At 59.6% G+C, this 12582-nt stretch carries 13 protein-coding genes, 1 tRNA gene and 1 other RNA gene; 11 read left to right on the forward strand and 4 right to left on the reverse strand.

The window, feature by feature from the left end; translation table 11 throughout:
- Nucleotides 1-5 precede the first annotated feature (5 nt).
- The 3 genes from recR to dnaX are packed head-to-tail and all read right to left on the reverse strand — an operon-like array spanning nucleotide 6 to nucleotide 2663.
- Nucleotides 6-602 (reverse strand): recombination mediator RecR, encoded by a 597-nt coding sequence (recR, locus tag VMY05_08065; protein ID HUV31025.1) that lies wholly within the window; start codon nucleotides 600-602, stop codon nucleotides 6-8.
- A 14-nt stretch (nucleotides 603-616) separates the two neighbouring features.
- Complete coding sequence (locus VMY05_08070) at nucleotides 617-943, reverse strand: YbaB/EbfC family nucleoid-associated protein (protein HUV31026.1); 327 nt, start codon at nucleotides 941-943, stop codon at nucleotides 617-619.
- Between the two features lie 31 nt (nucleotides 944-974).
- Nucleotides 975-2663 carry a DNA polymerase III subunit gamma/tau gene (gene dnaX / locus VMY05_08075; GenBank protein ID HUV31027.1) on the reverse strand — a complete coding sequence of 563 codons (1689 nt, stop codon included), beginning with the start codon at nucleotides 2661-2663 and terminating at the stop codon, nucleotides 975-977.
- A 150-nt stretch (nucleotides 2664-2813) separates the two neighbouring features.
- Between dnaX and VMY05_08080 the strand changes: the two genes are divergently transcribed.
- The 9 genes from VMY05_08080 to VMY05_08120 all read left to right on the forward strand — a co-directional run bounded on the left by VMY05_08080 (nucleotide 2814) and on the right by VMY05_08120 (nucleotide 8453).
- The gene (locus VMY05_08080) at nucleotides 2814-3386 is read left to right on the forward strand and encodes a hypothetical protein (GenBank protein ID HUV31028.1); all 573 of its coding nucleotides are present in this window, start codon (nucleotides 2814-2816) and stop codon (nucleotides 3384-3386) included.
- Between the two features lie 122 nt (nucleotides 3387-3508).
- On the forward strand, nucleotides 3509-4129 hold the full coding sequence (locus VMY05_08085; protein HUV31029.1) for a hypothetical protein: 621 nt from the start codon (nucleotides 3509-3511) through the stop codon (nucleotides 4127-4129).
- Nucleotides 4126-4743, forward strand: a complete 618-nt coding sequence (locus VMY05_08090; GenBank protein HUV31030.1) for a hypothetical protein — start codon at nucleotides 4126-4128, stop codon at nucleotides 4741-4743. The genes VMY05_08085 and VMY05_08090 overlap by 4 nt, the downstream gene beginning before the upstream one ends.
- A gap of 128 nt (nucleotides 4744-4871) precedes the next feature.
- Nucleotides 4872-4944 (forward strand) — tRNA-Ala (locus VMY05_08095).
- Between the two features lie 44 nt (nucleotides 4945-4988).
- Nucleotides 4989-5253: signal recognition particle sRNA large type (gene ffs, locus VMY05_08100), an RNA gene on the forward strand.
- 163 nt (nucleotides 5254-5416) lie between these two features.
- Nucleotides 5417-5677, forward strand: a complete 261-nt coding sequence (locus tag VMY05_08105) for a hypothetical protein (protein HUV31031.1) — start codon at nucleotides 5417-5419, stop codon at nucleotides 5675-5677.
- A 365-nt stretch (nucleotides 5678-6042) separates the two neighbouring features.
- The gene (locus VMY05_08110) at nucleotides 6043-6498 is read left to right on the forward strand and encodes a CBS domain-containing protein (protein ID HUV31032.1); all 456 of its coding nucleotides are present in this window, start codon (nucleotides 6043-6045) and stop codon (nucleotides 6496-6498) included.
- A 177-nt stretch (nucleotides 6499-6675) separates the two neighbouring features.
- Entirely contained in the window at nucleotides 6676-7587 is a 912-nt protein-coding gene (locus VMY05_08115) for an EamA family transporter (GenBank protein ID HUV31033.1), read from the forward strand.
- The gene (locus VMY05_08120; protein ID HUV31034.1) at nucleotides 7584-8453 is read left to right on the forward strand and encodes a DMT family transporter; all 870 of its coding nucleotides are present in this window, start codon (nucleotides 7584-7586) and stop codon (nucleotides 8451-8453) included. Before VMY05_08115 ends, VMY05_08120 begins: the two co-directional genes overlap by 4 nt.
- Before the next feature lie 365 nt (nucleotides 8454-8818).
- On the opposite strand, the gene VMY05_08125 is transcribed toward VMY05_08120, so the two are convergent.
- Nucleotides 8819-9319: a PTS sugar transporter subunit IIA gene (locus VMY05_08125; GenBank protein HUV31035.1), complete on the reverse strand. Its 501-nt coding sequence runs from the start codon at nucleotides 9317-9319 to the stop codon at nucleotides 8819-8821.
- 433 nt (nucleotides 9320-9752) lie between these two features.
- Here VMY05_08125 and aspS point away from each other — a divergent pair, with 433 nt between their 5' ends.
- A complete protein-coding gene (aspS, locus tag VMY05_08130) occupies nucleotides 9753-11597 on the forward strand; it encodes an aspartate--tRNA ligase (GenBank protein HUV31036.1) in 1845 nt (614 codons plus the stop codon).
- Nucleotides 11594-12577 carry a PhoH family protein gene (locus VMY05_08135; protein HUV31037.1) on the forward strand — a complete coding sequence of 328 codons (984 nt, stop codon included), beginning with the start codon at nucleotides 11594-11596 and terminating at the stop codon, nucleotides 12575-12577. The genes aspS and VMY05_08135 overlap by 4 nt, the downstream gene beginning before the upstream one ends.
- The last annotated feature ends 5 nt before the right edge of the window (nucleotides 12578-12582 follow it).

A 12582-nucleotide genomic window follows, 5' to 3' on the forward strand; every position in this document is an offset into this window, starting at 1 on the left:
GTTCTCTATAGTTCCTGGCGGCCGTCGAGGGCTCGTGACAGAGTGACCGAATCGGCGTACTCGAGGTCGGACCCGACCGGCAAGCCCCGCGCGATTCTCGTTACTTTGACGCTCATGGGCTTAATCAATCCGGAAAGATACGCGGCCGTGGCTTCCCCTTCGACGTTCGGGTTGGTGGCGAGGATGATTTCCGTGACCCCGTCCTTGAGGCGGGTTATCAGTCCCTCGATCTTGAGATCGTCGGGGCCTATGCCGTCGAGCGGGGACAGCCGCCCCCCGAGCACGTGAAACAGGCCGTTGTACCCCTCGACTTTGTCCATGGCGGCGGCGTCGGTTGCCTCCTCCACCACGCAGATGACGCTCCTGTTTCGATTGGCGTCGGTGCACACGCGGCACGGGTCGGTCTCGGAGACGTTGTTGCAGACGGAGCAGAAACTGACCTTGTCCTTGACCTCGCGGATGAGGTCAGCCAGTTCGCAGGCCTCCTCCCGCGACAGCTTGAGGATATAGAAGGCCAGCCTGACGGCCGACTTGCGCCCGATACCGGGCAGGCGGGACAGCCAGTTGACGAGCCGTTCTACGGATCCCGCGGAGTCAAACATGGTTCAGGCGCATCTCAAAAGGGAAGGCTTATGCCCGGGATTTTGATGCCGCCCGTCAGAGCCGACATCTGTTCAGCTTGCAGTTCCTGTACCTTTTCACGCGCCTGGTTGACGGCTGCCATGATGAGGTCCTGGAGCATTTCGACATCGTCCTTGTTCACAACCTCCGGGTCGATGGACATCGACAGGATTTCGTTCTTGCCATTCACGGTCACTTTCACCATGCCGCCGCCGGCGGAGGCCTCCACCTCTGCGGCTTCGAGCTCGGCCTGCACCTGGGCCATCTTGCTCTGCATCTTCTGGACCTGTTTCATCATGTCGCCCAGACCGCCCTTTGTCATAGATATGCTCCTCTGCTTGCCATTTTGAACGCTACTGTATTTTTTTTACACCTATGATTTCACCATCGACCAGTTTCAACAGTTTCTTCAGACGCGGGGATCGCTTGACCAGGTCCCCGGAGTTGATCCCGGCGGACGGGCCCTCGTCGTGATCCCCGGCAGGTTGCGAGTTGTTGCGGTCCCTCTCAACCGTAAGGCGCAGGTTGGCCTTGTAGTGCTCTCGCAGCAGCCTGGTAATCAGGCCGCTGTTCTCCGGCTTGCTGACCAGTTGCAGTGACGGTTCCACGGCCCCGGAAAAGACAAGGACCAGCTCATTATCCTGAACTGAACGGATAACGGCCATGCTCAACTGGGATGCCAGCATCCGGTTGTCGTTTCGCAGGTAGGCCAGGAAATTCTCCCAGCCGGCCTTCACCTGCGCAAGATTGATCGACCGGGAGTAGGCGGACGGATCGGCGGTCGGCCGGGTCTCATCCGGGACGGGCGGCTGTCCAGCCGCTCGACCTAAGGGATTTTTTTTTTGAGAAGGTTCGGCGAATATATCGGGTTGACCGGTATCCTCGGCCGGGGCGGCCCCCGGCGCTTCCGCGTCCGACGAGATTCGGGCCAGCACTTCTTCCAGTCGCACCGTTGATTCCAGTTCAGCCATCTTCACGGCCGTGATTTCGAGAAGCAGACGCTGGTCCAGACCGGATCTGAGGTCGGCATTGAGGTCAGCGACCATCTTCATCAGGCGCAGGACATCTCCCACCGTGAAGTCCACCGCCTGGGTCTTATACTCGTTCAATTCCGCGTCCGGCAGGTTCAGCAGCTCGGCCGCGTTCTCGTCGGTGGCCAGCACCAGCAAGGACCGCAGGTGGTCCAGCAGTTCAGCCACGAAATCGCCGACGTCTACGCCGCCCTCAAAGAGCTCCTTGATCAGGTGCAGGGCTTCGGCCTTGTCCGCCTTTGCCACGGACGTCACGAATTTGAACAGAAACCTGCGGTCCACCAGGCCCAGGGCGCTGACAACGTCGATTTCCGAGATGTTGTCACCGGCGAAGGCGGCAATCTGGTCGAGAAGCGACAGGGCATCGCGGACCGAACCGTCAGCCTTGCGCGCCAGCAGGTTCAGCGACGCCTCGTCGACGCGGAGGTTTTCCTGCCGGGCGATACTTTTCAGGTGCGACGCCAGGTCGTCCACCGAGACGCGCCGGAAGTCGAATCGCTGTGTGCGCGAAAGGATTGTCTCCGGCACTTTCAGCGGTTCGGTCGTGGCGAACACGAATATCACGTGCGGCGGCGGCTCTTCGAGCGTTTTGAGCAAAGCATCGAAAGCCGAGCCGGAGAGGCGATGGACTTCGTCGATTATGTAAATCCGTTTCTTGCCGCCGGTCGGGAGGTACCGGACGTTCTCGCGGAGCGTTCTGATGTCGTCGACGCCCGTGTTCGAAGCCGCGTCGATTTCCAGGACGTCCAGCGATGAACCGGCGGTGATCTCGACGCAGGCGGGGCACTCCCCGCACGGCGTTTCGGTGGGACCGTTGACGCAGTTTGTGGCCTTGGCCAGGATACGGGCCACCGTCGTCTTGCCCGTCCCGCGCGGTCCGCAGAAGAGGTAGGCTGAGCCGATGCGGTCGTTCTTCAGCGCGTTGCGCAGGGTGCGGGTGACATGTTCTTGTGCCACAACGGACTCGAACGTCTGCGGACGGTACTTCCGGGCAAATACCAGGTAGCTCATGGTGCCGGAATATACTGAAAAACACCTTCGGGGGGAATCATATTTTGACGACACTTTGCCGCACGGGCAGCTAGTTCCTTGTTGACAAAGGGGCTTCAGCAGTCGTCATAGCGATGAGGACTATCAGGTACGGATCGCTTCGGAGTCGAGATGGACAGCGCCAGGAGGATAACAGCCGCGATCAGCGCTGTCATATTACTCTCGTCTGTCAGTGTCCTCGCCGTTTTGCCTTACGCCCCGAAAAGCAAAGGACTGGTGGGGATCAGGGCGGGTATCATCGGCCGGGCCACCATTGATTATGGGGCGGAACGCAACCTTCAGTCCATGATTGATCTCTCCCTGGGACTGTTCTGGGAGGTCCCGTTCACGCGTCACGCCTACTCCGGTATCTGGATTGACGGGCATAACATCGAGGCCGCCGGCCAGCAGCAGTTTCTTCTGGACGTCTCCCTGCCGGTCGCGTACGCGTACGAATTCCCGCGGGCTCGCATGCTGCTCAGACCGGTGATCGCGTTCGGCTTGGGTCATCTGGCCAATATCACGTTCATGGACGCCACCAGCTACCTGACGATTAAGGTCCTCGTGCAGCTTCACTTTCTCCTGCCCAAGCAGCGTGCATGGATAATCGAATTGGGGGTGTTCCACGCGCCCGTCGGGGGCAACAGCAAACTTGACGTATCGATCGGGCCGGCGGTGCTGCTGCGCCTCGGCTACGTGCTCTGATATTCTGCGAGTCCCCGGCGGGGCGGGCCGTTCGCTGAACACCAATTGGTGTTTGACAGTGCTCGTCTTTTGCCCCTTATTGACTTCTGAACGTGGCTTTCAAACAAGGGGGAGGTATCAAGATGACAGCAACAGCACGCACTTTGTGCCTGGCCGGCCTGGGCGCACTTTTTCTGGTGTCTTCGTCTCCATGCGACGCCCTCGGCCAGGAGAAGTCTACACGCCGCCGGGGATACGTCGGCTTCAAGGTCGGGATGATCGGATGGGGCGAGGTCAGAATCAAGCCGATCAACAGCAACTCCGAAACCACGCTTAATACGGAGGAGAGTTACAGCCTCGGCGTTTTTGGCGATGTCTGGTCCCGGTCCGCGATGTCACTCGGAATCTCGATTGACATTTCTGATGTCAAGAGCCAGGTTGCACCCGATGCCAACGAGATGCTCCTGGAGTTCGGTGCTCACGTGAGCCGGAGATTCGCCACCCCGGACGGCCGGCTGGTGTTCAGGGCTGCCAGCGGGTTTGGATACGGGATAATGAAAGAGATTCAGGTCAATAACGCTGTAATCGTTGATGCAACGCATTACCTGACCTTTCGCCTGTTCGGCGAATTGGCCCTCCTGAGCGCCAGCGGGCACGGCGTGCTGGGGGAAGTTGGGTGGCTGTGGGCTGTTGACGGGGGCAATGCTGGTGCCGTGGTCACAGCGGGTCCCATGTGGATGTTGCGATTTGGCGTAGTTCTATGAAACTGCCGCTCCTCTACAACGGCGCCCTTGGACCGGGTCGCCTGCTGATTCTCTGCCTGATTGCGCACGCATGGGTGTTGGCACCCGGGAGCAACGCCGTTGAGATAGAAGCCGACGAGCGGCTCGCCGGCCTCAAAGTTGGCTGGCTGGCTCCCGGTACGGTAAAGATCGACGGTGTTGAGCACGAAACCAGGGGCACATATTCGTTCGGTGCCTTCTTTGACTTCCCGATGGGTCGCGGGTTTCACTACGGGTTCGCCGTTGATTTTCACCATATGTCGTGGGATATCCACGTTGGGCCGGGAGCCTGCGTTTCCGGCAACACGCTGATCGATATCAGCGCCGGCCTTAAGATGCTGCTGGCGCCCGCCGGCGGTCGCGTGGCCCTGCGACCGGGGGTGGCAGTCGGGTTCGGCTTCGTACGAAACCCCGAGCGATTAACAGGCTCGAACTACCTGGCAATCCGGGCCGGCATGGAATTGCTGGTCGCCCCGGATAGCCGTCTGGGCCTGCTTTCAGAAGTGGCTGTCTGGTATACGCCGACGGGATCCAATGGCGAGGTCGATATAATAATCGGGCCGCTGCTTTTGATCCGGGCAGGGATTGTGTTTTAGGCAGCCGGGCGCGGATGCTCACAGATCCTGAAATTGAAAAACCACTTGGCGGTTGCTGCCCGTTGTGTTATTGTATAAGCCCGAAAATTGGAGATGAGGCCGGCCTGACTCGGGACCGGCATAAGTACGGGGCAGTAGCTCAGTTGGGAGAGCGCTACGTTCGCAACGTAGAGGTCGTCGGTTCGATCCCGATCTGCTCCACAAAAATCGAGATGCCGCCTCCGGTCCTCGGGGGCGGCAAAGCCATGTGCTAGATGGGGAGTTAGCGGTGCCCTGTAACCCGGAATCCGCTATACCGGGGTTGAATTCCCACCCGAGGGTTTAGCGACCGTTTGACCCCGCCGGGCAAGCGGTGTTGACGCCCGGGTCCCGTGCAGCGCGAGCCTCTGAAACCCGTCAGGACCGGAAGGTAGCAGCGGTAAGGAGTCCCTGGCGCGTGTTGCGGGTCAGCCCGGTCCGAGCTGGCTGTCCGCCGGATCATTCGTGAGCGGCTCGGAGGTGGGTGCACACAAACCTGGAGCCCGCCGGCAATGCCGGCGGGCTCGTCTGGTTTCAATGCCCCGTCGCTTGATGCAACCCGGGCGTCCGGTTACCCGTAACGTTTAGTATACAATCTATGCCGGTCGACTTCCGACCGGCCGATCGTACGGGACCCGTGGGGAGAAACAGTCATATGGCAAGAGCGATCCTTATAATCTTCATTGTAGTGCTCCTCGCATTTATCCTGGGCAGCAGCGGATGCGGCCTGCTCCTCGGTACGGCAGGCGGTGTGACGGCGGTAGCCGTCAGCACGGTTGCAGCGGGCGTGGGAGCAATCGCCGGCGTGTTTGGCGTCGTCATCGGGCTTGTGGCCGGCCTGGCGTCGCTGGTGCTCCCGGTGATTATCATCGCCCTGTTGATTGTGGGCGTGCTAAAGTTGATGGGGAGCTGGTAAGACCGGGTCAGTGACCCTGGCGTCGGCCGGCGGTCTGATGTCGGCTGCTCGGCTTGCGCCATAGTTGGGTGAATTCCGGGGCTTCGGGACGCTTCGGAGTCTGATCGTGTCCCACCGACAAACGATTGACAACGGGTACGATCTTACTTATGTTGGTTGCGGCAAGGTCTTCACGGCCGTACTCTCTTTACAGGCCTTCTTTCCGCAAGAATGCGGCCGGGCGACAAAGGGTTCGCTGAAAACCTTTGCCTGTCTGGTCGCTGTCTGGTAAAGTAGTCTCCGGACAAGAACATACGGGGAGGCATCTTTCCGGCAGTCAGTCGCCAGGGAACCATTCGAATCGTCATTTGCAGAAAGGTTTGAATATGCTCGTAAAAACCCTCCTGGATCGCAAGCCAAGGAAGATCATTACTATCGGTGCCATCGCCGCGATTGATGAGGCGATGGATCTACTCATCAGCAACAGGATCGGGTGTCTGCCGGTGGTCGACAATGAAGGCAAGCTCGTCGGTATTATCAGCGACAAGGACATCTTCAAGAAGGTCTACGAAACAAAGGGGGACTACCACTCGCTGAAGGTCGGCGACGTGATGACGGCCGACCTGATTATCGGGTTGCTCGAAGATGAGATCACGTACATCGCCGGGATCATGGACAAGAACTGGATACGCCACGTCCCCATTGTCGAAGGGGAGCGTCTGGTCGGTCTGGTCTCGCTGGGGGATATCATTCAGGTACAGACGGAAGCCACCGAGGTGGAGAATCGGTATCTCCAGATGTACATGGACAGCCTCCACCGGCGCGATATGTCGGGCGATTGAGGACGGGCGGCTCCGCCCGGGTTAGATACGGGATGAGTCACCGCCGGTCTGCCCGGCGGCAAAGATCTGGCGGGCGGCAGGACCGGATATCAAGGCGCGCTGACGACTGTCGGCGGGCCTTTTTCGCTGAGCCTTCGGCCGGGCGGCCGGCCCTGGATTGAAGTTGCGAATCGGACGGTGGTGCTGTTTACTGGCGGGATGAACTGGTCGTCCGTCTTCCTCCTGCTCCCGGTTGTCTTCTGGGGCTTTTCGTACATCGCCATAAAAGTCGTCTTGCGGGAGCTGGAACCGGTCGAAATGATATCCGTACGCTTTCTGCTGGCGGCGCCGACGCTCTACCTGATAATCCGGGCGAAAGGGCTGCGGGTGTGGCCGGTTCGGATGAAGGGCAGACTTATCGTGGCCGCCGGGATCGTATTCCTTCACTTCTGGGTCATGGCCGTCGGTATGAAGGAGACGTCGGCTTCCAACACGGCATGGATTCTGACCACCGCTCCGATATTCATAGCCGGTCTTTCGTGGGTGTACCTGAAAGAGAGTTTCAACACCTTCCAGTGGGCCGGTCTGCTTCTTGCCTGCAGCGGCGTGTTTGCGCTCGTATACAACGGTGATTCCGTGAATCTCGGGTGGATCAACTCACGGGGTGACGTGATCGTGCTCGGCTCGTGTGTGACGTGGGCGTTTTACACTGTGGCCACGAGGGAAATCACGGCCAAAGTGAACCCCTTGGTGGCGACCTTCTACATGACCGGCATCGCCGGTCTGGTGTTCGTGCCGTACACGCTGGTCGTGACCGGCCCGGGCAAGTTCGTCGGCGTGCAGACGACCACGGCCGTCAGCCTGGCCTTTCTCGGCGTCTTTTGTCTGGCCTTCGCGTTCTGGCTCTGGTCGGAGGGGCTTAAGCGGCAGCCGGCGGCCGAGGTGGGGGTCTGGCTGTACGTTGAGCCTCTGATTACGATGGTGGGGGCCTGGATGCTTCTGAGTGAACCGATAACGGTCTGGTTGCTGGTCGGCGCCCTGCTGATCTCTCTTGGCGTATGTGTCGCCCAGCGCTATGGAAGAACAAAACTCGTGGAGCACGACGCATGATTCTGGCACGGGTGCTGCTCTTCTTTACGGTGGTCATCTGGGGATGGACGTTCATAGCCACCAAGATTTGTCTTGAGTTCGTGACCCCTTTCGAACTGATGGGCCTTCGGTTCCTGATTGCTCTGCCGGTGCTGCTGATCTTAATATCGATCAGGGGGGTCAAGCCGGATATTCATATCCATTGGCGCCGTTTGCTTATTGGATCGGCCGTTATCACGGCTCACTTCTTCATCCAGATTTCGGGGCTGAACTACACCTCCGCGACCAACACGGGCTGGATTATTTCCGTGACGCCGCTGGTAATGGCAGTGATGGCGTTTCTTATCCTCCGCGAGCGGATATCCCGCAACGCCATGGCGGGAATCGTGATTGCCACGGTCGGGATACTCCTGCTTGTCTCCCGCGGCAAGCTGGTCGACCTCGGCTGGCTGTCTTCAACGGGAGACTGGCTCATCATGGCGTCGGCGCACACATGGGCGCTTTACACCATCGCTACCCGGGAGGTCTCCCGATCCTCCGACCCACTGGCCGTGACGGTTGCCGTTCTGTTGCCGGCGGCCGTCCTGGTCCTTGGCATCATGCTCTTCACCTCCGACTGGTCCAGGTTCATGCACCTGTCGACCGAGGCCATAATAGCGCTGCTGTTTCTCGGTCTGTTCGGTACGGCCCTGGCTCACTGGTTCTGGCAGGAGGGCGTAGCCAGGTTGGGGGCCGCAGAAGCGGGGATTTTCCTGTACCTGATACCGGTTGCCACCACGGCCCTGGCCGTGCCTTACCTCGGGGAGTCTTTTGGCCGGTTTACGGCTGCCGGCGGATTGCTGGTTCTGGCCGGTGTCTGGTACGCTCAACGCCGCCCGAGGCAGTAATCTGCCCCGCAGGTCCCCGGTCACAGCGGCAGGCGTCTAGAGGGACAAGGGACAGCGGCCCTCGTACGATTCTTTAATCTATGCACATGAAGTCGAGCCACCCGCGTAAACGCGAGTGGCTCGTGTAGGCAAAGGGACATTAACAGGACAGGGAAGTCAGTGCCAGTCTGACAGGAGGAACCCGTTGCACTTTAGAAAAGCAGATGATCCACTTTTCTTTGGCGTCCCTTGCTCATGGCCGCCATACAGGCGCCATTGAATGTCCAGTCTCTCAGACGAGCGCCCGCCCCGCAATGTTCAATGCTTTATGATGTTTTTCGAGATTTTCTTGCCGCCCGGCTGTGCGGGCGTGTCGGTCGAGGCGCCTACTCCGCTCCCCGCATCGCCCGGATGACCTCGCCGGGCGACTTAATCGTCATCAGTTCCTGCCGAAAGGAGTCATACTGCAGCATTTCGGCGAGCGCCCTGAACGCCTTGAGGTACAGGCTGTCATCATAAGGCGGCGCCGCCATGACAAAAAACAGATGGGTCGGCTGGCTGTCCGTGGCCCCGAAATCGTACCCGTCCCCAGACCGCGCGAATCCCAGCATGAAATCTTTGGCTTGCATCGAGCGGATGTGCGGGACGGCCACACCTTTTCCGATACCGGTAGTCGCTTTCCTCTCCCGGTTGATAAAATCGGTGACGAGCTTTGTCCGGTTGCCGATGCGGTATGCGCCTTCCAGAAGGTCGACGAGTTCCTTGATGATCAGTTCCTTGCCGCGCTGCCGCCATTTCTCCACCGGCATCCCGTCATCGGGTGCTTCGATGACGGTGGTCATTTCGAGCTTGACTGCGTTCTCTGTCAGGTAGCGCGAGAGATTCATATTCTAAATGTATCGGTGCTTGACCATGCAAATTGAGCCAATTATAGGCAGACCCGGTGCGATTTGTCAAGGAGAGCGATCGGATCGAATCCTTGCATCATCGCCTGATTGCACGTCAGGGCGCTAATCGGCGCATGCGACGAGAATGGAATTCGCGCGCCGCGCGACGATCACCGGCCGTGCGGTCGGCCGGTCCGCTTCCGGTGGCCAAAGCCAGGGACAGCCCACCGTGCGAGACTGATTCATCCTGAAGGAACGCACACTATACTGGTGTGGTCAGGCTGGCGGGGTCTGCCGTGGCCGGGCCCGGCATCCTATTGACTTCCCGTTTCAAAAAGCGTACTTTTGGCCGGAACCAGGCGGCCCTTGGCTCTTAACCGGCAGAGGGAATTGCCGATAATACAATAAGATAGACGGATTAATGGAGGACTGGGTGCCCCCATTTTCGGAGCTTAAGCGAACCCATACATGCGGTGAAATCAGGCCGACTCACGTCGGCCGGAGAGTCTGCCTCAACGGCTGGGTACACGGCTACCGTAACCTGGGCGGCGTGTTATTTATCGATCTCCGTGACACGTACGGCCTGACGCAGATCGTCGTGAATCCCGAGTCCATCGCCCCGGACATGCATCGGGCTGCTGAACGTTCCCGGGCTGAGTTTGTCGTCGCCGTCAGGGGGGTGGTCCGCGAGCGGCCGGACGGCAGTGTCAACCCGAAGCTGGACACCGGCGCAATCGAGGTGGCGGCCGAAGAATATCATATCCTCTCCGAGTCCGAGACACCGCCGTTTGAGATCGTTGACGATCCGCACGCCAGCGAGCAGCTCCGTTTCGAATTCCGCTACCTTGACCTTCGACGCAAGCCTCTGCAGGACAATCTGAAACTCCGGCACGACGTAACCCTGGCGGTGCGAAACCACATGAGTTCGGTCGGTTTTCGCGAGATAGAAACGCCGATGTTGATACGTTCGACTCCCGAGGGCGCCCGCGATTACGTTGTCCCGAGCCGTATTTACAAGGGCAGATTTTACGCTTTGCCCCAGTCGCCGCAGTTGCTCAAGCAGATTCTGATGATCGCCGGTTTCGACAGGTACTTTCAGATCGCCCGCTGCCTTCGGGACGAGGACCTCCGCTCCGACCGCCAGCCGGAGCATACGCAGATCGACATGGAAATGTCGTTCGTCACTCCCGAGGACGTGTTTGCGGTCATTGAAGAGCTGATGACGTACCTTTTCAAGGCCGTGCTAAACGTCAGTGTCGAATCGCCTTTTCCGAGGCTGACCTATGATGAGGTCATGTCGCGGTGGGGGGTCGACAAACCGGACCTTCGCTTCGGCATGGAGATTGTCGACCTGTCTGATGACGTGCGAGACTGCGGATTTCGCGTTTTTGCCGAGAACGTCGGGTCAGGCGGAGTGGTCAAGGGCATCGTCCTTCCCGGCGGGGCGGCGCTTTCGCGCAAGCAGCTCGATGAGGTCAGCGAGAAGGCGAAGGCATTCGGGGCCGGCGGGCTGGCCTGGGTTCTTCGTGACGAATCGGGAGACAGATCGCCGATCCTGAAATTTATCGGCGACTCGGTCAAGGACGGGTTGTGCCAGCGGGCGAAGGCCGGGAAAGGGGACGCCCTGTTTATCGTCTCGGACAAACCGGGGGCGACTGAAAAAATCCTTGGGCAGTTGCGCCTTCACCTGGCGCGGCAGCAGGGACTGATTCCCCCGGACGTCTACCGGTTTCTCTGGGTAACGGATTTTCCGCTGTTTGAGTTTGACGAAGAGAGCGGCCGTTTGGCCGCCATGCACAATATCGTTTCGCATCCCCTCGAGGAACACGTGTCGCTCATTGACGAGGGATTCGGCAGCGCCATAGCGGTGGCCGATCCCGGTCATCCCTGGCGCCGGGTCAAGGCATTGCAGTACGACCTGGTAGTCAACGGCTGGGAGATCGGCTCGGGAGGCCAGCGCATCAACCGACGCGAACTCCAGGAAAAGGTCCTTGAGATACTGGGCATAGACCGTCAGCGGGCCGAGCGAATGTTCGGCTTTCTCCTGCGAGCCTTGCAGTACGGTGCCCCGCCGCATGCCGGTATTGCGCTGGGTCTTGACCGGCTGGTCTGCCTGATGGCCGGCACCGCCAATATTCGTGACGTCATTGCCTTTCCCAAGACGACCAACGCCACTTCGCTGATGGATAATTGCCCCGCCCCCATTGACCCGGAGCAACTTCAGGAGCTCGGTCTGATCGTCAAGGGGGGCGATGCGGCGGGGATCGGTGAGCGGTGAGTCCCGACGTAGAAAAGAGAAAGAGCGCTACTTTCAGCATTGAAGGAATCGATCCGCGGCTGCTGTTCGGCCAGAGCGCGAGCCTCCTGAGGCTGATCGAATCGAACTTCCTGGCCCGGATCGTGGCCCGGGGCGACGTCATTCAGATTGACGGAGAGCCTGGCGAGGTCGAGCAGATTCTCCGCGTGTTCAGTGACCTGACCACGCGGATCAAACAGGGGGACATCATCACCGCGCAGTACGTGAACTATGCGATCACCATGGTCCGTGAGAGCGGCGCCGGCCCGGCCGAGCAAATCTCCACCGAGGCGCTGCTGACCAACTCTCTCAGGAAGGTGATCCGGCCGAAGACCGTGGGACAGAGCCGGTACGTGGAGGCAGTCGACAAGAACGACATCGTCTTTGCCATCGGGCCGGCCGGGACCGGCAAGACGTACCTCGCGGTGGCGGTGGCGGTGGCGGAATTGAAGGCCAAGCGCGTCAATCGCATCGTCTTCACGCGTCCGGCCGTGGAAGCAGGCGAATCGCTCGGCTTCCTTCCGGGCGACATCCGGGCCAAGGTCGATCCGTACCTGCGCCCCATCTACGACGCCCTGTACGACATGCTCCAGCCGGACAAAATTCGCAAGTTGCTCGAGATGGGAGTCGTGGAGATCGCACCGCTGGCCTTCATGCGCGGCCGGACACTCAACGAAGCGTTCGTGGTGCTCGACGAAGCCCAGAATACGACCAGCGCACAGATGAAAATGTTCCTGACGCGGATAGGGGAGGGGTCAAAGGCGGTCATCACGGGGGACATAACACAGATTGATCTTAACGACCGGCAAGCCTCCGGCCTGGTAAAGGTGCAGAAGATCCTGAAGAAAATCCCCGGAATCGAATTTATCTACCTGAGCGAAAAAGACGTTATCCGCCATCACCTCGTGCAGAATATAATCCGGGCGTACGAAAAGTATGAGAACCATAAAAGCCGGAAGTAGGGCAG

It is taken from the genome of Acidobacteriota bacterium, from assembly GCA_035529075.1.
GTDB lineage: Bacteria > Zixibacteria > MSB-5A5 > GN15 > FEB-12 > DATKXK01.

What these genes read in the sequence shown, in the direction of transcription:
- VMY05_08105 (HUV31031.1), top strand. Translation starts at nt 5,417, where the DNA reads ATGGCAAGAGCGATCCTTATAATCTTCATTGTAGTGCTCCTCGCATTT.
- dnaX (HUV31027.1), bottom strand. Translation starts at nt 2,663, where the DNA reads ATGAGCTACCTGGTATTTGCCCGGAAGTACCGTCCGCAGACGTTCGAG.
- VMY05_08090 (HUV31030.1), top strand. Translation starts at nt 4,126, where the DNA reads ATGAAACTGCCGCTCCTCTACAACGGCGCCCTTGGACCGGGTCGCCTG.
- recR (HUV31025.1), bottom strand. Translation starts at nt 602, where the DNA reads ATGTTTGACTCCGCGGGATCCGTAGAACGGCTCGTCAACTGGCTGTCC.
- VMY05_08120 (HUV31034.1), top strand. Translation starts at nt 7,584, where the DNA reads ATGATTCTGGCACGGGTGCTGCTCTTCTTTACGGTGGTCATCTGGGGA.
- VMY05_08070 (HUV31026.1), bottom strand. Translation starts at nt 943, where the DNA reads ATGACAAAGGGCGGTCTGGGCGACATGATGAAACAGGTCCAGAAGATG.
- VMY05_08125 (HUV31035.1), bottom strand. Translation starts at nt 9,319, where the DNA reads ATGAATCTCTCGCGCTACCTGACAGAGAACGCAGTCAAGCTCGAAATG.
- VMY05_08110 (HUV31032.1), top strand. Translation starts at nt 6,043, where the DNA reads ATGCTCGTAAAAACCCTCCTGGATCGCAAGCCAAGGAAGATCATTACT.
- VMY05_08080 (HUV31028.1), top strand. Translation starts at nt 2,814, where the DNA reads ATGGACAGCGCCAGGAGGATAACAGCCGCGATCAGCGCTGTCATATTA.
- VMY05_08085 (HUV31029.1), top strand. Translation starts at nt 3,509, where the DNA reads ATGACAGCAACAGCACGCACTTTGTGCCTGGCCGGCCTGGGCGCACTT.